At 64.7% G+C, this 19909-nt stretch carries 24 protein-coding genes; 8 read left to right on the plus strand and 16 right to left on the minus strand.

Going from position 1 to position 19909, the window contains the following annotated elements:
- Genes A5745_RS20435 through A5745_RS20445 form a run of 3 tightly spaced genes read right to left on the minus strand, consistent with a single transcriptional unit; the run spans nt 1 to nt 2037 of the window.
- Nucleotides 1-450, minus strand: coding sequence for an SRPBCC family protein (locus A5745_RS20435; RefSeq protein ID WP_076118503.1), 450 nt, complete (start codon nt 448-450; stop codon nt 1-3).
- 58 nt (nt 451-508) lie between these two features.
- Nucleotides 509-1588 (minus strand): CaiB/BaiF CoA-transferase family protein, encoded by a 1080-nt coding sequence (locus A5745_RS20440; protein WP_076118505.1) that lies wholly within the window; start codon nt 1586-1588, stop codon nt 509-511.
- Nucleotides 1589-1593: 5 nt separating this feature from the next.
- A complete protein-coding gene (locus tag A5745_RS20445) occupies nt 1594-2037 on the minus strand; it encodes an SRPBCC family protein (protein WP_076118507.1) in 444 nt (147 codons plus the stop codon).
- A 65-nt stretch (nt 2038-2102) separates the two neighbouring features.
- Between A5745_RS20445 and A5745_RS20450 the strand changes: the two genes are divergently transcribed.
- Entirely contained in the window at nt 2103-3767 is a 1665-nt protein-coding gene (locus A5745_RS20450) for an alpha-keto acid decarboxylase family protein (protein ID WP_076118509.1), read from the plus strand.
- 5 nt (nt 3768-3772) lie between these two features.
- Here A5745_RS20450 and A5745_RS20455 read toward each other — a convergent pair whose 3' ends face one another.
- The 5 genes from A5745_RS20455 to A5745_RS20475 form a co-directional block, all read right to left on the minus strand.
- A complete protein-coding gene (locus A5745_RS20455) occupies nt 3773-3958 on the minus strand; it encodes a bacterioferritin-associated ferredoxin (RefSeq protein WP_076059088.1) in 186 nt (61 codons plus the stop codon).
- 10 nt (nt 3959-3968) lie between these two features.
- A complete protein-coding gene (locus A5745_RS20460) occupies nt 3969-4595 on the minus strand; it encodes a fatty-acid--CoA ligase (RefSeq protein ID WP_139329712.1) in 627 nt (208 codons plus the stop codon).
- Nucleotides 4592-6034 (minus strand): FadD3 family acyl-CoA ligase, encoded by a 1443-nt coding sequence (locus A5745_RS20465; protein ID WP_076118513.1) that lies wholly within the window; start codon nt 6032-6034, stop codon nt 4592-4594. The genes A5745_RS20460 and A5745_RS20465 overlap by 4 nt, the downstream gene beginning before the upstream one ends.
- Complete coding sequence (locus A5745_RS20470) at nt 6031-7221, minus strand: amidohydrolase family protein (protein ID WP_076059083.1); 1191 nt, start codon at nt 7219-7221, stop codon at nt 6031-6033. Before A5745_RS20470 ends, A5745_RS20465 begins: the two co-directional genes overlap by 4 nt.
- Before the next feature lie 82 nt (nt 7222-7303).
- On the minus strand, nt 7304-7723 hold the full coding sequence (locus tag A5745_RS20475; RefSeq protein ID WP_076059081.1) for a lipoprotein LpqH: 420 nt from the start codon (nt 7721-7723) through the stop codon (nt 7304-7306).
- 109 nt (nt 7724-7832) lie between these two features.
- On the opposite strand from A5745_RS20475, the gene A5745_RS20480 reads away from it, so the two are divergent.
- The gene (locus A5745_RS20480; RefSeq protein WP_076118515.1) at nt 7833-8579 is read left to right on the plus strand and encodes an enoyl-CoA hydratase/isomerase family protein; all 747 of its coding nucleotides are present in this window, start codon (nt 7833-7835) and stop codon (nt 8577-8579) included.
- Nucleotides 8580-8593: 14 nt separating this feature from the next.
- Nucleotides 8594-8992, plus strand: coding sequence for a hypothetical protein (locus A5745_RS20485; protein WP_083663003.1), 399 nt, complete (start codon nt 8594-8596; stop codon nt 8990-8992).
- Here the strand turns inward: A5745_RS20485 and A5745_RS20490 are convergent.
- Nucleotides 8908-9609 (minus strand): TetR/AcrR family transcriptional regulator, encoded by a 702-nt coding sequence (locus A5745_RS20490; protein ID WP_076118517.1) that lies wholly within the window; start codon nt 9607-9609, stop codon nt 8908-8910. The genes A5745_RS20485 and A5745_RS20490 overlap by 85 nt on opposite strands.
- A gap of 182 nt (nt 9610-9791) precedes the next feature.
- On the opposite strand from A5745_RS20490, the gene A5745_RS20495 reads away from it, so the two are divergent.
- A complete protein-coding gene (locus A5745_RS20495) occupies nt 9792-11084 on the plus strand; it encodes a cytochrome P450 (RefSeq protein WP_076059073.1) in 1293 nt (430 codons plus the stop codon).
- Between the two features lie 3 nt (nt 11085-11087).
- Here the strand turns inward: A5745_RS20495 and A5745_RS20500 are convergent, their stop codons facing one another.
- The 4 genes from A5745_RS20500 to A5745_RS20515 are packed head-to-tail and all read right to left on the minus strand — an operon-like array spanning nt 11088 to nt 13539.
- Complete coding sequence (locus tag A5745_RS20500; protein ID WP_076059162.1) at nt 11088-11366, minus strand: cytochrome C oxidase subunit IV family protein; 279 nt, start codon at nt 11364-11366, stop codon at nt 11088-11090.
- A gap of 6 nt (nt 11367-11372) precedes the next feature.
- A complete protein-coding gene (locus A5745_RS20505; protein WP_076118519.1) occupies nt 11373-11951 on the minus strand; it encodes a cytochrome c oxidase subunit 3 family protein in 579 nt (192 codons plus the stop codon).
- The gene (locus A5745_RS20510) at nt 11948-12763 is read right to left on the minus strand and encodes a hypothetical protein (protein ID WP_076059070.1); all 816 of its coding nucleotides are present in this window, start codon (nt 12761-12763) and stop codon (nt 11948-11950) included. The genes A5745_RS20505 and A5745_RS20510 overlap by 4 nt, the downstream gene beginning before the upstream one ends.
- Nucleotides 12760-13539 (minus strand): hypothetical protein, encoded by a 780-nt coding sequence (locus A5745_RS20515; RefSeq protein ID WP_076118521.1) that lies wholly within the window; start codon nt 13537-13539, stop codon nt 12760-12762. Before A5745_RS20515 ends, A5745_RS20510 begins: the two co-directional genes overlap by 4 nt.
- 98 nt (nt 13540-13637) lie before the next feature.
- Here A5745_RS20515 and A5745_RS20520 point away from each other — a divergent pair, with 98 nt between their 5' ends.
- Entirely contained in the window at nt 13638-14216 is a 579-nt protein-coding gene (locus A5745_RS20520) for a TetR/AcrR family transcriptional regulator (protein ID WP_076059066.1), read from the plus strand.
- A gap of 26 nt (nt 14217-14242) precedes the next feature.
- On the opposite strand, the gene A5745_RS20525 is transcribed toward A5745_RS20520, so the two are convergent.
- Nucleotides 14243-14644: a hypothetical protein gene (locus A5745_RS20525; RefSeq protein ID WP_240562971.1), complete on the minus strand. Its 402-nt coding sequence runs from the start codon at nt 14642-14644 to the stop codon at nt 14243-14245.
- Between the two features lie 233 nt (nt 14645-14877).
- Here A5745_RS20525 and A5745_RS20530 point away from each other — a divergent pair, with 233 nt between their 5' ends.
- From A5745_RS20530 to A5745_RS20540, 3 genes are all read left to right on the plus strand, one after another.
- Nucleotides 14878-15627, plus strand: a complete 750-nt coding sequence (locus tag A5745_RS20530) for a hypothetical protein (protein ID WP_076118648.1) — start codon at nt 14878-14880, stop codon at nt 15625-15627.
- Nucleotides 15624-16244, plus strand: coding sequence for a hypothetical protein (locus tag A5745_RS20535; RefSeq protein ID WP_076059065.1), 621 nt, complete (start codon nt 15624-15626; stop codon nt 16242-16244). Before A5745_RS20530 ends, A5745_RS20535 begins: the two co-directional genes overlap by 4 nt.
- A gap of 124 nt (nt 16245-16368) precedes the next feature.
- Complete coding sequence (locus A5745_RS20540; protein ID WP_076059156.1) at nt 16369-16890, plus strand: hypothetical protein; 522 nt, start codon at nt 16369-16371, stop codon at nt 16888-16890.
- Nucleotides 16891-16906: 16 nt separating this feature from the next.
- On the opposite strand, the gene A5745_RS20545 is transcribed toward A5745_RS20540, so the two are convergent.
- Both A5745_RS20545 and A5745_RS20550 read right to left on the minus strand, forming a co-directional pair.
- Nucleotides 16907-18652 carry an MCE family protein gene (locus A5745_RS20545; RefSeq protein WP_076059063.1) on the minus strand — a complete coding sequence of 582 codons (1746 nt, stop codon included), beginning with the start codon at nt 18650-18652 and terminating at the stop codon, nt 16907-16909.
- The gene (locus A5745_RS20550; protein WP_076118523.1) at nt 18653-19849 is read right to left on the minus strand and encodes an MCE family protein; all 1197 of its coding nucleotides are present in this window, start codon (nt 19847-19849) and stop codon (nt 18653-18655) included.
- Nucleotides 19850-19909 lie beyond the last annotated feature (60 nt).

Raw genomic sequence — 19909 nt, forward strand, 5'->3', positions numbered from 1 at the left:
CTAATCACCCGGATCGCGGCCGCCCCTGACCAGATCGGTCAGCCCCTTCACCGAGGCGTTGAGGACGTTTTCGGCCGCCCGCTTGACGACGAAACCGGGGATCGGCCCCGCCGGTTCGACCGTGAGGTCGAAACGCACCCGCGTCTTGTCGACACCCTCGGGTTTGAGGTTGTACTCGACGTGCTGGCCATGCTGCTGGGCGGTCCCCTTAGCGTCGTAGACGACCCAGTCGGGGCCCCAGTGGTATTCCAGTATCTCTCTATCGACGAGCCCCAAGATCTTGATCGTGGCCTTGACATGATGCGGCCGACCGTCGGGATAACGGTCGATCACTTCGATTTGTTTGTGGAGTGGCGACCACGATGAAAGGACGCCGACATCTGTCAGCGCCTCCATGACCACTTCTGGCGGCGCATCAACGACGAATTCCCGTGATGCTTTTACTGCCACTGATAACAACCTAACCCCGGCGACCTATCCGCGGCTGATGTTCGGCGTGATTATTTAGCTACCAGCCGATTTCGGCAATCGGTGTCGTGGTCGCCGGCGGCGGCCCCACCGGCCCGGCCGGCGTGCGGGAAAAGCGCGGCGCGGGCGCGGCCTGTTCGACTCCGTGGGCCGTGATCACCGTCGAGCGTGCGTTCAAATGCTCGTTGGTCGCGGCTTCGCTCCACGTCAGTACCGGGGTGACGCACGCATCGGTGCCGGCGAAAACCTCGGTCCACTCGTCGCGGGTCCGGCTGGCGAACCGTTGCGCGAAGACGTCGTACATCCGTGGGTATGACCCGATGTCGAGCTGGCCGGGCACCTCGTCTTCGGTCAGGCCCAGCCCGGTCAGCAGCGCCGCGAAGAATTGCGGCTCGATGGCACCGACGGCCATGTACTTGCCGTCGGCTGTCTCGTAGCAGCGGTAGAACGGGGCGCCGCCGTCGAGCAGGAACGACTCGCGCCGGTCGCGCAGCGCGCCGGTGGACTTCATCGTCCACATCATCTGCGCGAGCACGCTAACCCCGTCGACCATCGCGGCGTCGACGACCTGTCCCTTGCCCGACCGTTGCCGCTCGTACAGCGCCACCGCGATGCCGAGCAGCACCAGCATCGAGCCGCCGCCGAAGTCGGCGACCAGATTCAGCGGCGGCATCGGCGGCCGGTCGGCATAACCGAGCGCCGACAGCGCACCGGTCTGCGACAGATAGTTGATGTCGTGGCCGGCCGTCGCGGCCAGCGGCCCGTCCTGTCCCCAGCCGGTGATCCGCGCGTAGATCAGTCGCGGATTGACCGCCGCGCAGTCGTCGGGTCCGATGCCCAATCGTTCGCAAGTGCCGGGCCGGAAACAGTCCAGCAGTACGTCGGCCTTCGCGGCCAGCTCCAGCAGCGTGCCGGGGTGCGTCTTGACGTCCAGGTCGACGATCCGCTTCCCGCGGTGCAGCAGGTCGCGGTCCTCGGGCGGCATCGTGAGTCCGCCGGGTCGGCGGACCCGCACCACGTCGGCGCCCAGATCCGCGAGCACCATCCCCGCGTGCGGCCCCGGTCCGATGCCGCCGAGTTCGATGACTCTCACCCCGGCCAACGGTCCCCCGCCGGTCACGGTGGCTACTTGCCCTTCTTGACCTTGAGCACGCGGTCGCGCAGGCCCTTGGTGCCGGTGTCGATCGTCCCTTTGACGGCACGCTTCAACACGAAGCCGGGCAGCGGTACCACCGGGTCGACGCTGATCTCGAATTTGACTTTCGTCTTGCCGCCCTCGGGTATCAATGTGTAGGACGCGTCCTGCGAGCGCTGTTGGCCGGAGCTGACCAGCGTCCAGCTCACCTTGTTCTCGCTCCACGTGTAGGCCACCACTTGCTCGTCGGTGATGCCGGCGGCTTTGACTTTCATCTTGACCTTGCTGGGCCGGCCGTCCTCGCCCCTCTCGAGCACTTCGGAGCTCTGGTGGGGCTCCGACCACTCGGGCAGCGATTCGAAATCGGCGATGACGTCGAGAATCTCCTCGGGGCTGGCTTCGATGACAATGTCGCGGGTTTCGTTGATCGCCATGGCCCGCACGATAGGCCAATAGGCGTCCGGCCGGGAGGGTTTCGACCGGGCGTACCGTCGTCCTCGTGACCTACACCGTCGGCGACTATCTCCTGGACCGCCTCGCCGAGCTCGGCGTCTCCGAGATCTTCGGCGTTCCCGGCGACTACAACCTGGAATTCCTCGACCACATCGTCGCCCATCCGGCCATTCGATGGGTCGGCAGCGCCAACGAGCTGAACGCCGGCTACGCCGCCGACGGATACGGCCGGTTGCGTGGAATGTCAGCCCTGGTAACGACATTCGGCGTGGGTGAACTCTCGGCGGCCAACGCGATCGCGGGCAGCTACGCCGAGCATGTGCCCGTCGTTCATATCGTCGGCGGTCCCTCAAAAGACGCCCAGGGCGCCCGGCGGGCGCTGCATCATTCGCTGGGCGATGGGGATTTCGAGCACTTCTTCCGGATCAGCCGGGAAATCACTTGCGCCCAAGCCAATCTCATGCCGGCTACCGCGTGCAGGGAGATCGACCGGGTGCTGTCCGAGGTGCGTGAACAGAAGCGGCCCGGGTACATCCTGCTCTCCACCGACGTGGCCCGCTTCCCCACCGAGCCTCCCGAGGCGCCGTTGCCCCGCTACTCCGGAGGCACCAGCCCGCGCGCGCTGGCCATGTTCGTCGAGGCCGCGACCGGCCTCATCGGCGACCATCGGCTCACCGTGCTCGCCGACCTGCTGGTGCACCGGCTGCAGGCGGTCAAGGAGCTCGAGGCACTGCTGGCCGCGGACGTGGTGCCGCACGCGACGTTGATGTGGGGAAAGAGCCTGCTCGACGAGAGCTCGCCCAACTTCCTGGGCATCTACGCGGGTGCGGCCAGCGCCGAATGGGTGCGCGCGGCGATCGAAGAGGCGCCGGTGCTGGTGACGGCCGGCGTGGTGTTCACCGACATGGTCAGCGGCTTCTTCAGCCAGCGCATCGACCCGGCCCGCACCATCGACGTCGGGCAGTACCAAAGCAGTGTGGCAGGCGAGGTTTTCGCACCGCTGGAGATGGGCGCCGCGCTGGAGGCCCTGGCTACGATCCTCGCCCGGCGCGGAACCACCTCACCGCCGGTGGCATCGCCGCCGGCCGAGCCGCTACCGCCACCGCCACCGCGCAATCAACCGTTGACCCAGAAGATGGTGTGGGATCGCCTGTGCGTGGCGCTCACACCGGGAAACGTGGTCCTCGCCGATCAGGGCACGTCGTTCTACGGCATGGCGGATCACCGGCTCCCGCAGGGCGTCACCTTCATCGGTCAACCGCTTTGGGGCTCAATCGGTTACACGCTGCCCGCCGCGGTAGGGGCGGCGGTGGCGCATCCAGACCGTCGGACCGTATTGCTGATCGGCGACGGGGCCGCGCAACTGACCATCCAGGAACTTGGCACCTTCTCCCGCGAGGGGTTGTCGCCGGTCATCGTGGTGGTCAACAACGACGGTTACACCGTCGAACGGGCGATTCACGGCGAGACCGCACCCTACAACGACATCGTCAGCTGGAAGTGGACCGACGTCCCCAACGCGCTGGGCGCGGTCGACCACCTGGCGTTCCGGGCGCAGACCTACGGTGAGCTCGACGACGCGTTCAACGTCGCCGCTCAGCAGCGCGACCGCATGGTGTTCGTCGAGGTGGTGTTGCCGCGGCTCGAAATCCCGCCGCTGCTCGCTCAACTCGTCGGGCCCATGTTACCGGACGGCACCCGGCGCCGCTGAAATGACTAAACCGACGGCGCCTTTCGGTCCGGCGCCGACGATCGCAGCATCGCCTGGACCGTCCGCCGGCAGCGCCCGCAGTCGGCACCCGCTCCGCACGCCTGGGCGACGTCCTTGGTCGTCGACGCCCCGGCCGCGACGGCGTCGCCCACCGTCTGGCTGGTGACTCCGTTACACAGGCACACGAACATACCGGCGAGCTCAGTCCGCCTCGATGCGCATCGTGTCAAAAAGCCGGCCGACGAACAGCGGCGGATGGGCGCCGACGCCCACGCCCGACATCCATTGCGCCGGGGCGTCGGGATGGTCGATCCAACGCCGCGCGCTGTCCTCGTCGGGAAACTCCGACAGGATCAGGACCTCGTGTTCGTCGTCGAAAGCCTGGAAGACCCAGGCCTTTCGGACGCCGGCCACGGTGAGCCCGTCCATCGCCGAACGGAACCCCGCGGTCAGGGTCGACACGTCGTCGACGGACGCGATGGCGGCCACCACGACGCCGGGCGCCCCGGTTGCCGGCGGGTCCGCCGGCACAAACCTGTCGACGATCTCGCCGGCGAAGACGGCGGGGATGTCTTCGACGCCGGCGGCATCGAACCAATCGAAGAAGACGCGCGAGCGCAGCAATTCCACGATGGGCTCACGGCTGTGCACTCCGATCATGACCAGCACGCGGCCGTGGTCGTGCGTGGACGTGTACACCAGGACGTGGTGTGCTCCGATATCGGAGAGTGCCGCCTTGTTCCGCTCGAGCAGCGGCCAAACCTTGGTCGGGTCCGGGATCCGGTAGTCCGATGCGATCACCATCGAGTGAATATCGCCGGTAGTCAATGGAGTTGGTCCTTCATCACTTTCCCCGTGGCGTTGAGCGGCAGCGCGTCGAGGAACTTGATGGATCTCGGCGCTTTGAATCCCGCCATCCGCTCCCGGCACCACGCGATCAGGTCGTCTTCGGACACTGTAGTTTTTGCCACCACGAAAGCCCTACCCACCTGTCCGAGGCGATCGTCGGGGACGCCGATCACGGCGGCCTGCGCCACCGCCGGGTGCTCGAGCAGGAATCCCTCGATCTCCGCCGGATAGGCGTTGAACCCACCCACGATGAACATGTCCTTCTTGCGACCCACCACGCGAAGGCGGCCCGTGTCGCCGAAGTTGCCCAGGTCCCCGGTGTGCAGCCAGCCCTCGTCGTCGATCGCCTGCGCAGTGGCCTCGGGCTCCCCGAGGTAACCCTGCATGACGCCGTAGCCGCGAACCAACACCTCGCCGTCGTCGGCGATGCGCACCTCGACTCCCTCGCAGGGCAGGCCCGCGGTGGTCGCGACATCCTCGAACGAGTCGCCGGGCCGCGACAGGGTGACGTTGCCGGCCTCGGTCAGCCCATAGCCGGTCATCAACGTCTGGAAGGGCAATTCGCCATGGATGCGACGAACCAGCTCGACGGGGATGTCGGCGGCGCCCGTGACGCCCGCCCGCAACGACGCCAGCTTGCCCTTGTCGTCGACCGTCAGCAACGAGTGGTAGAGCGTCGGCGGGCCGGGCAGCATCGTGATGCGTTCGCGTTCAATGAGGTTCACTACGGCCCCGACGGCGAACACTGCGACCGGCACCATCGTTGCGCCGCGCAGGAATGACGCGATGAGTCCCGCTTTCAAGCCGAATGTGTGGAAGTACGGGTTGATCTGCAGATACCGATCGCCTTCGCGCAGATCCGCGAGCGTCGCCCATTCCTCGTACATGCGCAGTGTCTGCTGATGGTTCATCATTGCGCCCTTGGGGCGGCCGGTGGTGCCGGACGTGAAGATGACGTCGGCGATGTCGGTCCCGCTCACCGCGCGCTCGAACGGCCTACCGCCGGAGAGGAAGTCGGACTTCAAGTCGATTACCGGTATACCCGCCGGTGCGGTGTAGTCCTGGTCCAGAAATCCCTTCTGCACGAGGACGGCGTTCGCCCCACTGCGGCCGATGATGTCGCCCGCTTCTTCGGCCTTGAACCGGGTGTTGACCGGCACCAGCACGCCGCCCGCGGTGAGCAGCCCAAAGGCGGCGATTATCCACTCGGCCGAGTTGGGTGCCCAGATGGCGACCCGGTCACCCTTGCCTACCCCAAGCTCGGCGAACACGCCTGCGGCACAACGGATTCGCTCGACTACCTCGGTGAAGGTCAAGCGCAGCGGACCGTCGACAATCGCTTCCGCGTCGCCGAAACGGTCCGCCGCGCTCAAGACCATCTCGGGGATGGTCCGCCAAGCGGGGTCGGCCGGCGTCACACCGTGACGAGCCGACCGAGGTTGCCGCCCATGATCTTTGCCTGATCCTCGACGGGAAGGTGTGACAACGCGTTGACGTAGAAGGTCGGCTCAGCCAGCCCTTCGGGGTGCGGCCAGTCCGAGCCGTACAGCACCCGGTCCACGCCGACGAGGTTGACCAGATCATCGATGCCGTCCTCGAAGAACGGGCTGACATGGATGCGGTTCTTGACCATCTCGACTGGGTCGCTCGGGAAGACTTCCGGGGCCTTCCGGAAGACCTCGGCCAGGCCGTCCAATAGCGGGGTCATCCACTTCGAACCGGCCTCGACGATCGCGACTTTCAGCTTCGGGTGGCGGTAGAGCGCGCCGTGAATGACCCAGGAGCCGACCGCGTCCTGGATCGGCCGCCACTCGTTGAGGATGCCCATCGCATTGGTTTGGAACGGCAGCATCTCCTGTTCGGCGCCGTCCCACTCGGAGGTGTAGCGGGAGTAACCGCTGTCGCTGGAGTGCATGCCGACCAGCACGTCGTGCTCGACGACCCGCTCCCAGAACGGGTCGAACTCGGGCACCGCGAATGACCGCGGGCCACGGAAGCCGGGGACGGGAGCCGGGCGGATCAGGATGCAGCGGGCCCCGCGCTTGACCGCCCATTCCAGCTCCTCGATCGCCTTCTCGACGATCGGCAGTGTGATGACCGGGGTGGTGAAGATCCGGTTCTGGTAATTGAAGCCCCAGACCTCGTCGAGCCATTCATTCAGCGCATGGATCAGGACGTGGATGGCGACCGGGTCGTCGCGCAGGCGTTCCTCGAGCAGGCTGGCCAGCGTCGGAAACATCAACGTGCGGTCCAGCCCCAGCTCGTTCATTTTCTCCAGCCGCGGGCCGGGTTCGAAGAAGGCCGGGATCGCGCGCATCGGCTCGCCGAACAGCTCGCGCTTGGTCTTGCCGTCCGGGTTGCCGAACTTGAAATACTCCTCCCAGGCACCCGGCCGGGCGACGACCTCGAATGTCGGGTTGGGAATGTAGTTGCTGATGTGGCCGCGGATCGCGATCTTGGTCCGCCCATTGACCTGCACGTACTGCACGAAGTCCTTGTACTGCTTCGGCAGGAACTTAGTCAGCGCCTCGGGCGGCTCGTAGAGATGGTTGTCCGCGTCGAAGATCGGAAACGGGACGTCCTCCCGGTGCGACAACTGGCCCATGGAATCCTCCTTCTTGATTTGAGAGAATAGTATTCTCTACCCAGCCCCGACCGCAACGTGCACCCCGTCCAAGCGCATGCGATCAGCAGGTGACAGTGATTTTGAACGTGGCGGTTGCCGGTTCGTTCGGGTTGTCGGCCTTGGAGCCGTGGGCCGTACCGGAGACCGTGAGCTTGCCGTTGCTCAGGCTGGTCTGGGCGTCCTCCCCGTCGCCGTGGGAGTACCTTCCGGTGAAGCCGCCCAAATTGCGGATCTGGACGGACTCGGTAGTCGCTGATGCCGCACGCTCGTCGACGGCGACGGTGGCCCCGGCGAAATTGCCGCCGATGTCGATCGTCCGATACCACTGCATCTGGGTGCACTTCACGATCTGGAATTTTGCATCGTTTCCGTTGACGGTCACCGATGCGGTGCCGCCGAGCGGGGTTTGCGGCCGTGGGGTGCAGCCACCCAGGACGGCGACAGCGAGCGCCATACCGGCCGCCGCGATTCGGTTGACCATTGCGCCACCTCACAGCCTCGTCGCGGAAAGTTCTCGGCCCTTGCGATGATGTTATTCTCCCGATAAGAGAACGCCAATATCGGCCGTCTTGGCCAAGGAGCGACGACGCATGGTGGACCTGGAGGTCGACGATGGGCTGGCCGTGCTCACCGTCGATCGCCCGCACGCGCGCAATGCGATCGCGTTGGACACCATGGACCAACTGGAAAAGGCGCTCGACGCGGCCGCCGGCGCCAGAGCCCTCGTCATCACGGGCGCCGGCGATCGGGCCTTCGTCTCCGGCGGCGACCTCAAGGAACTCAGCGCGTTGCGCACCGAGGAAGACGCCTCGGCGATGGCGAAGCGGATGCGGTCGATCTGCGATCAACTGGCCAGCTTCCCGGCTCCGGTGATCGCCGCCCTCAACGGGCACGCCTTTGGCGGTGGCGCCGAAGTCGCTGTCGCCGCCGACATTCGGGTGGCCGCCGACGACATCAAGATCGGCTTCAATCAGGTGGAGCTGGAAATCATGCCGGCCTGGGGCGGCGCCGAGCGACTGGCCGCGCTCGTCGGGAAGGGCAGGGCGCTACTTCTGGCCGGCACCGGCACCCCCCTCACCGCGATCGAGGCCGAACGGATCGGGCTGGTGGATCTGGTGTTGCCCCGCCCGTCGTTCGACGAGGGTTGGCGATCGGTCGCGAGGTCGCTCGCTCGTCACCCCGCGACCGAGATAAAGCGGGTAATCAGCGGAGTTTCGCCGGACGAGGCGATAGCATCCTTTGCACGGCTGTGGGTTGCCGACGCACACTGGCGGGCCGCGGAGCGGGTAATGAAGCGCAGCGGCAACCCACCCTCGGGCACCGGAGGAACGACATGACCACCGCATGCAGAATGTTGGTCGCAGTGCTATTGGCAGGGGCCGGTTTACTCACGGGCGCCGGACCCGCACACGCGGACGACCCGGTCATGCATCACGTGAAGTACACCATCAGCGTCCAGAACCCGATCTACGCCAACATCTATTACATCGATCAAGAGCCGGCGATCTTCTCCGACTACAGCCACGACCCCTACCGGTTCACGCCCAACGTCAAAACCGACATCGCACCGGACCATCCGTGGAGCTTCGAACTGAACGAGGCGAAACCCGAATACTGGGCCATGGTGGTGGTCAACACCGGCCCCGAGCCGGGCACGCCGCAGTTTCATTGCGAGCTGTCGGTGGACGGGGCCGTCGTCGTGTCCAAGGACGGGCCCCGGGGCGTGCTCTGTTCGATCCGGAACTGGTGAACCACCCAGTTCGCCGGCACACCCTCGATCGGCTGCGGCTCGCCCTCCAGGCGGCGCAGGTAACTTTCGACGAGCTCCAAGGTTTCGGCGTGACCGCCGGTAATTCCCACCGCCTGCTCGAGCACCAGAAACCGCGACAGGCTCGTCATCAGCACCGTCCACACCACCGGCGGCATATCCTCCCGGGACACCCCGTAGCGCTGCAACGCCGACGTCACCGCCTGGCATTGTTCATCCCGGAAACGCTCCGCGTAGTAAGCGATTTCGGCCCGCATCTCCTTACGGTGATTCGCCAGCGCCATGAATTCCATGGAAATCCGGGTGAACGCTGGATCGGTGCCGAACCTCCACAGCGCCCACAGCGGCTGGGGCGATTGCAGCGCTTTCGCCTGCACTTGAAGGCCTTCCTCGGCGCGGCGCCGGAAGACTTCGAGGAACAACTCCTCCATGGTGCGGAAGTAATAGTGGACCAGCTGCGGTTTGAGCCCGGCCTTGCTCGCCAGCCGGCGCGACGTGACCGCCGCGTACCCCTCCTCCACCATCAGCTGCTCGGCCGCGTCGAGCAGCAGGCCGCGGTTCTTCGCGTCCGGCGCCCCGATCCTGCGGGCCGATGTCATGCCCCTGCTCCCCACTCTTCGCGCTGCCGCGCCGACCCCACGGATCGTAGCGTGGCGCGGCGTCGTCACCTTGACCCTGACATTACCGCCATGCTAAGCAGGTGCTCAGCACATTTTCGATTCCGAAATCGGGCGGCGCCACCGCTTGCCGCCGAACACCCAGCCCAGGGGGACGCAATCCGATGACCGACTACGAGTCGATTGACTTTTTCACCGATCAGTCACTGGTCCCCGATCCGCACCCGTACTTCGACTACTTGCGCAGCCAAAATCCGGTGCTGCGGTTGCCCCACCACGGGGTCGTCGCCGTCACGGGATACGAAGAAGCCTGCGAGGTCTACAAGGATCCCGAGACGTTCTCGAACATCGTCGCGCTCGGCGGCCCGTTTCCCCCGCTGCCCTTCGAGCCCGAGGGTGAGGACATCAGCCCGCAGATCGACCAGCACCGCAGTTATTTTCCGATGTTCGAGCACATGGTCACCATGGATCCGCCGGATCACACCCGGGCCCGATCGGTGCTGAGCAAGCTGCTGACCCCGAGCCGGTTGAAGCACAACGAGGAGTTCATGTGGCGCCTCGCCGACCGTCAGCTCGACGAGTTCCTGGACAACGGTGAGTGCGAATTCATCGGCGAATATTCCAAGCCGTTCGCCACGCTGGTGATCGCGGATCTGCTCGGCGTTCCCGAGGAGGATCACAAGGAGTTCCGCTCTGTGCTGGGTGCCGATAAACCCGGCCGGGTCGGGGCCCTGGATCACGAGTCGGTCGGCATCAACCCGCTGGAGTGGCTCGACGACAAGTTCTGTTCCTACATCGAGGACCGCCGTAGCAATCCACGCAAGGACGTGCTGACCTCGCTCGCGACGGCGAAGTATCCGGACGGATCCACGCCGGAGGTCATCGAGGTGGTTCGTTCGGCAACCTTCCTCTTTGCCGCGGGCCAGGAAACCACCGCCAAGCTACTCAGTGCGGCGCTGCACGTGCTCGGCGAGCGGCCGGACATACAGCAAGAGCTGCGCGACGACCGCAGCCTGATTCCCGGGTTCATCGAAGAATCGCTGCGCATGGAGAGCCCGGTGAAGAGCGACTCGCGGCTGGCCCGCAGGGCCACCCGCATTGGTGGTGTCGATATACCCGCCGGCACCGTCGTGATGGTGCTGCCGGGCGCCGCCAATCGCGACCCACGCCGGTTCGAAAACCCGCACGAGTTCGACCTCCGCCGCAAGAACGTCCGCGAGCACATGGCCTTTGCGCGCGGCGTGCACTCCTGCCCCGGCGGACCGCTGGCCCGAGTGGAAGGCCGTGTCTCGATCGAGCGCCTCCTGGATCGCATGTCCCACATCGAGATTGACGAAAACCACCACGGGCCGAGCGCCGATCGCCGCTACACCTACGAGCCGACGTATATCCTGCGCGGCCTGAGCGCATTGCACCTGACGTTCACGACGGCCGATTCGGTGGCGCCCGTCGGCTGAGAATTACCCGACCTGCATGCCGATGAAGTAGCAGGCGAGCATGCTTGCCGCGATGAGCACGACCCAGGCGTCGGTCAGGCGGCATAGCAAAACCGGAGCCTGACGAACCTCCATGAATTCTCGAAAGATGATGCGCACCTTGACGACTGCGATCACGATCACGCTTGACGTGACGACGGCGCTGGCGGCGTTCGATCGATCGGCGTGGTCTATCCAGAGATAGCCCAAGGTGAGCGACGCCAGCACCAGCCAAACGATCAGAAGCCGCTTGTTGAATTTGATCACCGATCACCTCACCACGTACAGCATCGCGAATATGAGCACCCAGAGGAAGTCGACAGTGTGCCAATAGGTCGCGCACGTTTCGACCAGCTCCTGGGACCGCCGCGCGGGACCTCGAAGTTGGTAGACGATGACGCCCAGAACGACAAAGCCGATCAGCAGGTGCACGAAGTGGATCCCGGTGAGGAAGAAGTAGTAGGTGAAGAAGTCGTTGCTCGCAAAGCCATTTCCCATGTGGACCAACCGGGCCCACTCGAACACCTTGAAAAACAGGAAGATTCCGGCGAATGCGGCCGTGATGTACACGTCGCGCAGCGCCGCTCGGTAGGCGCCGGCACGAGCCGACTGCACGCAGCGCGCCACCGACCAGGAGCTCAGCAGCAACACCAGGGTGTTGAAGACCCCGATACGCAGATCCAGGTGCGCCTGGGAATGCAAGAAGAGCTCCGGGCTGCGGGCACGATAGAACAGGTAAAAGCCAAAATACCCTGTGAAGACTAGGGTCTCGAACAATACGAAGGCCCACATGTCGGGCTGTCCCGGCACGAACCTGGCGCTCTTGGTCTTATCGGCAAGCTCGGTCATGACGCGGCCACCCCTTTGCGCGCAGGGTCGGGCAGCGGCCCGTCGCCGAAGTCCTCGCGCTGGATCATCCGAAACAGCATGACAATGAAGGTGACCTGGTAGACGCCGAACACGACCATGTCCAGCCACCAAGCGATCTGCCCATTCCATGCCAGCACGCCACGCCGGAAGATCCAGCACGGTGCCACGACGACCTCAGTTAGCGCATTGCACAGGTTCAGATAGCCGAACCACTTGGGGAACACCCGATTTCGGTCGAGCAGGATCGCGAGCATCCAGATCAGCGAGCCGATCAGGAAAACTCCCATGGTCCCGTCGAAAGAGAGGAAGGCGAAATCGTAGAGCCAGCCGAGCGCTTCGGGGTCTCGCTCGGGCCGCATCGTCGCGACGATCAGCGCGATGCAAAGCAGCAGCATGCCGGGAATCGCGCTGAGCGAGTAGATAACCAGATACGAGTACCCGAACGCGCGGCTGACCGACATGCGTCGCATCGAATACGCGATGAGCGCATTGCTCACCGCGGTCATGCCCGTGACGGCGAAGATGATGCCAAAGCCGATCGGTATCCCGAGGTGCCGTTCGTGAAACCAGTGGACCTGCGTCGCGAGATCCCAGGTCGGCTGCGGCGGGGGCTGGACTTGCGCCACGATGAAGAACATCGGGAAAAACAAGTTGTAAAAGACGACGACCGTCGTCCAGGCCAGCCACAGCTCGCGCTTGGGGCCGCGGAACAGGTGCCAGGCGATCCGGCGATGCAGGGGGCCCGCGGGCGGGATGGCCTCGGATGCCTGCGGTGTCAGCACCACGCTCATGCGGTGACCAGTTCTTCGTCGCGCTGCCGGTACTCAGCGCGCTCGCGATAGACGGCCCGCCCCAACACGACGCCCATCACGACGATCCAGACCGCAATGGCAACGTTTTTCACCCAGAACGACAGGAGCCCGTCCCATGCGAGCGGGCCGGTCAATGACACGCCCACGAAGGCCGCGGGGATCAGCGCGGCGGCTACCAAAAGGTTGAAGTGGGCCACCCACCGCGGGAATATCGGGCGCGGCTGATCGTCGAAATAGATTGCCACCGCGAGGATCACGCTTTGCCCTATCAGAAAGGGGACCACGATGGTGAACGTGATCCAGCCGAAATCGTTGAGCAGCTGAGTCAACTCGGGACTGCGCTCCGGGCGAAAGGCGGCCAGCAGCCAGCAGACGTTGGCGACGAGGAACAGGGTGGGCCCGCCGGCAACACAGCCCAGCATCGCGTAGGAGAAGATCGACGTGCGATGCGCCATCCTGCGGATCTGCATCACGATGAGGGTCAGAATCGGGACGAGACACACCCCGAACCAGTTGAACACGATCATGCTGTAGCGGATCTGCGGCAGGCGGGCCGGATCGCGATAGAACGCGGCCACCTGATCGGCCGACATGCTGGGTGACATCGGCGGATTGAAGCCCGGAAACAGGAAAAAGCAGCCGACGAAGATGATCACGGTCGCGGGCAACGTCCAGAGCAGGATCAGCTCGCCGTCGATGCGCCGCAACGCAACTCGGGGCGTTCTCCAAACTTCGTTCTCGTCGACGTTGGACATCAACGACTCCTTCCACCGGCCGTTTCGCGGGATCGGCTAGTCGCGAAACTAGCCGATCGGCTATTCCCGGTCAATAGCCGATCGGCTAGGCTCTCGTTGTGGTTACGGCTCAGACCAGGAGCGGGTTTCGTTTCATCACGCGCAGCGCCGCGCAAACGCGCATCCTGGATGCCGCGCTGCAGTTGATCGCGGAGCACGGTGCCGGCGGAACCTCGCTGCAGATGATCGCCGACAAGATCGGAGTCACCAAGGCGGCGGTGTATCACCAATTCAAAACGAAGGAACAGATCGTCATCGCGCTCACCGAGCGCGAACTCGGGGGTCTCGAGGAGGCCCTGGAAGCAGCTGAGGCGCACGACCACCCGATCAAGGCACGAGAGCTGCTGCTCGACCGGGTCATCGACGTCGCCATCGAACGTCGCGGCGCGGCGAGCACCCTGCAGTTCGACCCCGTCATCGTGAGATTGCTGGCCGAGCACGAACCCTTCCAGCAATTCATTCAGCGGCTCTACGGTGTGCTGGTCAACGACTCCGCCGAGGACGCGCGGGTGTCGGCGGCGGCGCTGTCGGGTGCCATCGCGGTCGGGGTGGTGTCACCCCTGGTGGCCGACATCGACGACGACACGCTGCGGGCCCAATTGCTCCGCATAATTCATCGTCTCTTCGACGCGGTGTAGGGCGTGGTTCGCGGAATCCGTTGCGGCTAAGTGTCAGCGCGAACCCACGTCGTCACACCGTCATGCGCTATGCAGATCAGGAACAGACCATCCGGCGCCTGCGCGACGTAGTTCAGGTACTGGTGGCACTCGGCGCCTTCCTCCTTGATTCCCGCCATCGGAGGTGACCGGAACCATCGCGGCTGGTACCTTCTCGGCGAGCCGCAGAACATCAGCCGTCCAGGCTCGGACGCGAAAGATACGTAATAGTCCGCGGTCCCGAAGGCGTAGTAGGTGGTGTTGTCACACGGCGCGCCGAGGACCTGATGCGGCATGATGCCAGGAGTGCAGTCGGGATAATCGCACACCGTCGGCCCCGCGGAGGCGGGCGGCGCCGCCAGCAGACCGGCGCCGAGTAACGCAGCAAACAACGCCACGATCGATCGCACCCCATTACTTTGCCACACCCGAAAAGGACTGGAAAGAAAATTCTCCTAGTTGGAGAAGATCCTCTGAGACAACGAGCCATCGGCGCCCGGATCGCCTCGGGACCGCGCACCCGCAGTTCCCTGACGGACCCGCATCTGCGCATGTTAAGAGACACTGAGGCACCCTTCCAACGACGGCGGTGTCCGCCCGGTCCAGGGTGATAAGCTCATTCTCCGTGCATGACCCGGGGGATATGACCGATCCCGACGAACCACAATCTCGCCCAGGGGTCGACTCGGGCGCCGAAGCGCCCCCCTCGCAAGCGGACATAGAGGACGAAGTCGCCCAAGCGGAAGCGCGCGCGGAGGCGGCGCGGGCACGCCTCGAACGGCTGCGCCGGGCGGCCGAGACTACGGACGATGACGCCTACCCCGACGATGTCGAGCGGCGCCCCGGGAAGTTGTTGCGGTGGAGACGACGGTTGCTGCGCCGTCCCGCTAGGCCACGGTGGCTCCGCCGCCCAGGGCGGAAAACAGTAGCCGTTGGCGTCGGCGTCGTCCTCGCCTCCGCTTCCCTTGGCGCGAGCGGCTACATGGTGTGGCAGCACCACGCCATCACGCACAAACGGCAGGTCGCCGCGGACTTCACTGCGGCAGCCCGGCAAGCGGTCACGGCCCTGATGTCGATTGACCCCAACCACGCCAGGGACGACGTCCAGCGCATGATCGACGCCTCTACGGGCGACCTCAAGACCCAACTGTCCGCGATGTCAGCCCTCATGGTCAAGAAGGCGGAAGATTCGAAAGTCGGCAGCAAGGTGACCGTGGAAGCCGTTGCGGTGGAGTCGATGAGCGACAATTCGGGAGTCGTGCTTGTGGTGGCGAAATCCGATGCCACTGGCCCGGATAACGTCAAACCGCCACCGGCCTTGTGGCGGATGAGCGTCAACCTCAACCGCGATGGCGGTCAGTTCAAGATGTCGAAAGTCGACTACCTGCAATGACTGTCGAGCACGGCTCGTCGCTGGAAAGCAGCGAAACAGCGGTTGACAGCACGGAGGCTCCGCCCCGCGCCGAAGACGGAGGATCGGCCAGCGTCAGCAGGCTGACCGCGATCCGGCGCTGGACCCGCCGGTGCCTGGCGCGTTGGCGTTCAATAGTCGCGACAGCGTTGGTCGTTGCCGCGGTGGGAGCCGCCGCTAGTTTGTTCTTCATTCTGTACCGTCCGGATCGGCAGATCGACGATGCCGCGGCGCACCGAGCCATCCAGGCGGCTTCGGACGGCGCCGTGGCGCTGCTTTCGTACTCCTACGAGAGTCTCGATCGTGATTTCGCCAAGGCGAGATCGCATTTGACCGGCGGCTTTTTGGGCTACTACAAAAAATTCAGCGAAGAGATCGCGGCGGGGGCGCAGCAGGGGCAACTGACGGCGACCGCCAAGGTGATTCGGGCCGCCATTTCGGACTTGCATCCGGATTCGGCTGTGGTTCTGGTGTTCGTCGACCAGACCACCGCAAGCAAGAAGAAGTCAGAACCCGTAAAGACCACCAGCAGCATCCTGGTCACGCTGACGAAGGTCAACGGTTCCTGGCTGATCGCGAACTTCGACCCCATCGGATGAGCGCTGCGATGTTCGCTTCGAATCAGCATTTTGTCGGGGCCGAAGCGGTGTTAATCTCATTTCACGAAAAGCCGAAATCGGCCTAAACAATGTCGGCCAAATATTGCGCGTCGAGGAGCACCTGATGCGTTCAGTTGAAACACTCACCGCCGCAACGCTGGTGGCTGCCACCGTATTCGGCGGTTTGGCGACGGCATCCACTGCGCAGGCAACGACGAAGGAAGAAGTGGCCATCAACGGGACGTACCGCGCCACGTCCATCGGCGACTATGCCCAGCTCAATGATCAGTACTTCGGCGAGGCGACGGTCATCCAGACATGGACCATCAGCTCGTCGTGCGTGACGTTTCAGGAATGCCACGGCACGGTGACAAGCGACCAGGGATGGAGCGCGCCCCTTTATATGAATGATGGACAGATGTGGAAGATCAAACGCGATGTGCCGGACTGGGAACGGTGCGAGGACGGTAGGGCGTACACCGGGCAGCAGACCTTCTATTTCTATCCGGTGGACGTCAACGGTGAATACCAACTCGGGTCGCCGACCATGGCCGGCAAGGACAAGACGGTCGGCCCGAGTGGTGCCTGCGGGCAAAACAAGTGGCTCGACATCATGATGCCGTTACGCCTGGACAAGTTAGCCTGATCGAAGGTTTTTAGCTTCAGGTGGGAAGCAAGTCCTGCCACGTCTTGGGCGCTTTCGACGTCGCGAGATCCGACTGCTGGTACAGCTTCCCATCCGGACCAACATAACGACCCGTACGCGGATCGTATTTTGCCACCACGACCGAGGGCGCCGGCTTAGATACGTTGCCTCCGAACGAGCTTGGCGCGGCCTGGGCGCCTCCGTCGCCGGTCGAGTCCGCCGGCGCGGGATCGGGAGCCGCAGGTGGTGCCGGCGCGGCGGGTGGTGCTGGAAGTTCACCTGCCGCGGGGACGTCGAGTGGCGCTATGGCCGCGAGGTCAGCCGACATTCTCGACATGGGTGCCAGCGGGGGCGGCCCCGACGACGGCACCGGCGGAACAGCTGCGCCAATCGTGCCCGGTGGCGGATTTTCTCCGCGCGGGCCCGCGGGCGTGCCGCGCGGCACCGCCCCCGGCGGCAGTGGCGTTCCCTCGACCGGGCCGAAGGTTCTTTCGTTGGGGTTAACCCGATCATCGATCGGAATGCCCTGGGCGATCAGATTCGGATCGATCGGCGAGGGACCGAGGACGTGCTGACGCATCGCCAGCGGCATGAACGGCTTGTCGCTGTTGCAGATTTCGACGGTAGGCGCGCGCTTGCCGGGGTGACCCATGCACGGATAGTTGCGGGCGCCGCGAACCGAGAGCGGCGAATCCTGCGGGAGTTTGCAATACAACCCATCCGGTGTGTCGATGTCGGAGAGGTCGTCCGGGGATCGCCATTGGCTTTGCGGGATGAAGCCAACCGTGCAAATCGGCGGATCGTCGATCGTGAGTGCGAAGTCGCCTTGGGCCGTCCCCTCGGGATGGTTTCCGGGGGCGGCGGCTTGCTCAACGGCAACCGCGTTCGGCAGCAACACCAGCAGCTGCTCCAGCGAGGGATGGTAGGTGACGCCGATCTGGCCGATGGTGGTCAGGTTGGCAAGCAACACCGGCAGCGTCGGCTTGATTTGTTCGAGAAGCCGGGATGCTTCGTTCGCGGCTTCGGGGCCGTTTCGCAGTATGGTGCGAACGTTTGAATCATCGTTTGCGAAGACGTCCGTAATCCCGGCGAGGCTACGTGCCCACGTCCGGATCGAATCGGTGGTGCGTGCTTGCGAATCCAGCAGCGGCCCAGTGTCTTCGGTGAGGGTCTGGGTGCGATCGACGACGCCGTTGGCGTCGCGGGATATCGTGGCCCCCGAGTCGAACAATGATCCCAGGTCGTATCCGGTTCCGTTGAATCCCTGGAAGGACTCGTCGAGCAATTGGCCGAGTTTGGTCTTCGGAATGCTGCCGACCAAGGCGTTGACCTGATCGAGCATCGGCCCGACCGGCTGCGGAATCGTCGTATCGCGCGCGGCGATTACCGAGCCGTCGTGCAAGTAGGGCGGCGAATCGGTTTTGGGCTGCAGGTCCACGTACTGTTCACCCACCGCGGACACACTGAGCACCTTCGCTGTCAGGTCCGCGGGGATCTTGGGTGAAGTGTTGAGCGACAGCGTCGCTTTCGCGCCGGTCGGTGTCAAACCCACCGAGGTGACCTTACCGATTTGCACTCCACGGTAGGTCACGTTGGAAAACCGGTACAGACCGCCGGTAGCCGGCAGCTCCAGCGTCACCGTCATCCGGCCGAGGCCCAGGAGCGTCGGCACTTGGATGTAGAAGAGGACCATCGCGATCACACCAATGGCCCCGACGATCGCAAAAATCGCCAGCTGGATCCGAACGAAGCGCGACAGCATCTATCCACCCGCTCCCGTCGACGCCGAACCAGGCTGAGGGCCGGGCAGCGGGGGCGCACTCGGCGGAGGACCCGGTAGCGGGGGCAGCGGGTGCGCATTGGGATCGACCCACGGTGGCCGCACGGGGTCATTCAGCGGATCGTGGGTGTAATTCAAGTACCACGGCTCCCCGGGCGCCGGTACCAACGGCTGGTCCAGCTGGCCCCAGTGGGTCCCCAACATCAGGCCGCGCTTGAGCCGCGGAATCGACAGGTCCAGCTGCACATGCAGATTGAAGTAGTCGCCCCGAACCGCTCGGTCGACGAAGTTCTGGGTGAACGGGAACACGAAACTCCCCGCGATCGCGGCGCCCAGCTCCGGCCCGACGTCGGCGAGCGCGCGGATGGTCGGCTCCAAGTTTTTGAGATTCGTGACCAGGTCGGCCTGGGTGTCGTTGATCAGTCCGGTGGCGGTGTTGCTGAAGACGCGAAGCTTGTCCAGGGCGGTCGTCAGGCGCGGCCGCTCCTTGATCAGCACATCGAGCGCGGGCGGTACCTTGCGCAGCGCCTGGGTTATGACGTCGCGTTGTCCGGCGAAGGTGCCGGCAAGCCGGTTCAGCGCCTGGATGGAGTCGACGATGTTGTCCCGCTGTTGGTCGAGGGTCCCCACGAACGTGTCGAGGCGAGTAAGCAGATCACGCACGGCGCCCTCACGCCCGGACAGGGCGGCGGAGAAATTGTGGACGATTTCCCCGATCTGCCCCAGTCCCCCGCCGTTGACCACCGCCCCCAGCGACGACAGCGTCTGCTCTGTCGACGGATAGACCGATGACCGGCTCAGCGGGATGGTTGCGCCCGGCTGCAGCCTTCCGCTACCCGTTTGGCCGAGCGGCGTATTGAGCTCCAGATGCATCGAGCCCAGCAGGCTGGTTTGACCGACGCTGGCCACCACGTTGGCCGGAACGACGACATCGCGCTTCACCGAGATCTCGACGTCGGCGTGCCAGCCTTGCACCCTCATCGTGCCGACACTGCCGACCACGACATCGTCGATCATCACCGGCGAATTCGATTCCATCGTACCGACATTCGGGATCTCGACGTGGTAGATGGTGGCACCCGGCCCGCGTCCGACCGCGCCGGGCAGTGGCAGTGAATTCAGGCCGTGGAATGCGCATCCCGTCGCGGACAACACCACGCAACAGCCGATAGCGAACACCCGCCGAGCCAAGCCTGATGGCCCGGCTCCTCCTCGGGCCGATGGCCCGCATCGTCGCAG

Origin of the sequence: Mycobacterium sp. IS-2888 (assembly GCF_001954215.1) — a bacterium.
Classification (GTDB): domain Bacteria; phylum Actinomycetota; class Actinomycetes; order Mycobacteriales; family Mycobacteriaceae; genus Mycobacterium.

Bases quoted from the DNA above. Each gene is read 5' to 3' on its own strand.
- A5745_RS20495 (WP_076059073.1), top strand. From the start codon at position 9,792: ATGACCGACTACGAGTCGATTGACTTTTTCACCGATCAGTCACTGGTC.
- A5745_RS20530 (WP_076118648.1), top strand. From the start codon at position 14,878: ATGACCGATCCCGACGAACCACAATCTCGCCCAGGGGTCGACTCGGGC.
- A5745_RS20485 (WP_083663003.1), top strand. From the start codon at position 8,594: ATGTTGGTCGCAGTGCTATTGGCAGGGGCCGGTTTACTCACGGGCGCC.
- A5745_RS20515 (WP_076118521.1), bottom strand. From the start codon at position 13,539: ATGTCCAACGTCGACGAGAACGAAGTTTGGAGAACGCCCCGAGTTGCG.
- A5745_RS20505 (WP_076118519.1), bottom strand. From the start codon at position 11,951: ATGACCGAGCTTGCCGATAAGACCAAGAGCGCCAGGTTCGTGCCGGGA.
- A5745_RS20455 (WP_076059088.1), bottom strand. From the start codon at position 3,958: ATGTTCGTGTGCCTGTGTAACGGAGTCACCAGCCAGACGGTGGGCGAC.
- A5745_RS20510 (WP_076059070.1), bottom strand. From the start codon at position 12,763: ATGAGCGTGGTGCTGACACCGCAGGCATCCGAGGCCATCCCGCCCGCG.
- A5745_RS20480 (WP_076118515.1), top strand. From the start codon at position 7,833: ATGGTGGACCTGGAGGTCGACGATGGGCTGGCCGTGCTCACCGTCGAT.
- A5745_RS20535 (WP_076059065.1), top strand. From the start codon at position 15,624: ATGACTGTCGAGCACGGCTCGTCGCTGGAAAGCAGCGAAACAGCGGTT.
- A5745_RS20545 (WP_076059063.1), bottom strand. From the start codon at position 18,652: ATGCTGTCGCGCTTCGTTCGGATCCAGCTGGCGATTTTTGCGATCGTC.
- A5745_RS20445 (WP_076118507.1), bottom strand. From the start codon at position 2,037: ATGGCGATCAACGAAACCCGCGACATTGTCATCGAAGCCAGCCCCGAG.
- A5745_RS20470 (WP_076059083.1), bottom strand. From the start codon at position 7,221: ATGGGCCAGTTGTCGCACCGGGAGGACGTCCCGTTTCCGATCTTCGAC.
- A5745_RS20490 (WP_076118517.1), bottom strand. From the start codon at position 9,609: ATGACATCGGCCCGCAGGATCGGGGCGCCGGACGCGAAGAACCGCGGC.
- A5745_RS20540 (WP_076059156.1), top strand. From the start codon at position 16,369: ATGCGTTCAGTTGAAACACTCACCGCCGCAACGCTGGTGGCTGCCACC.
- A5745_RS20475 (WP_076059081.1), bottom strand. From the start codon at position 7,723: ATGGTCAACCGAATCGCGGCGGCCGGTATGGCGCTCGCTGTCGCCGTC.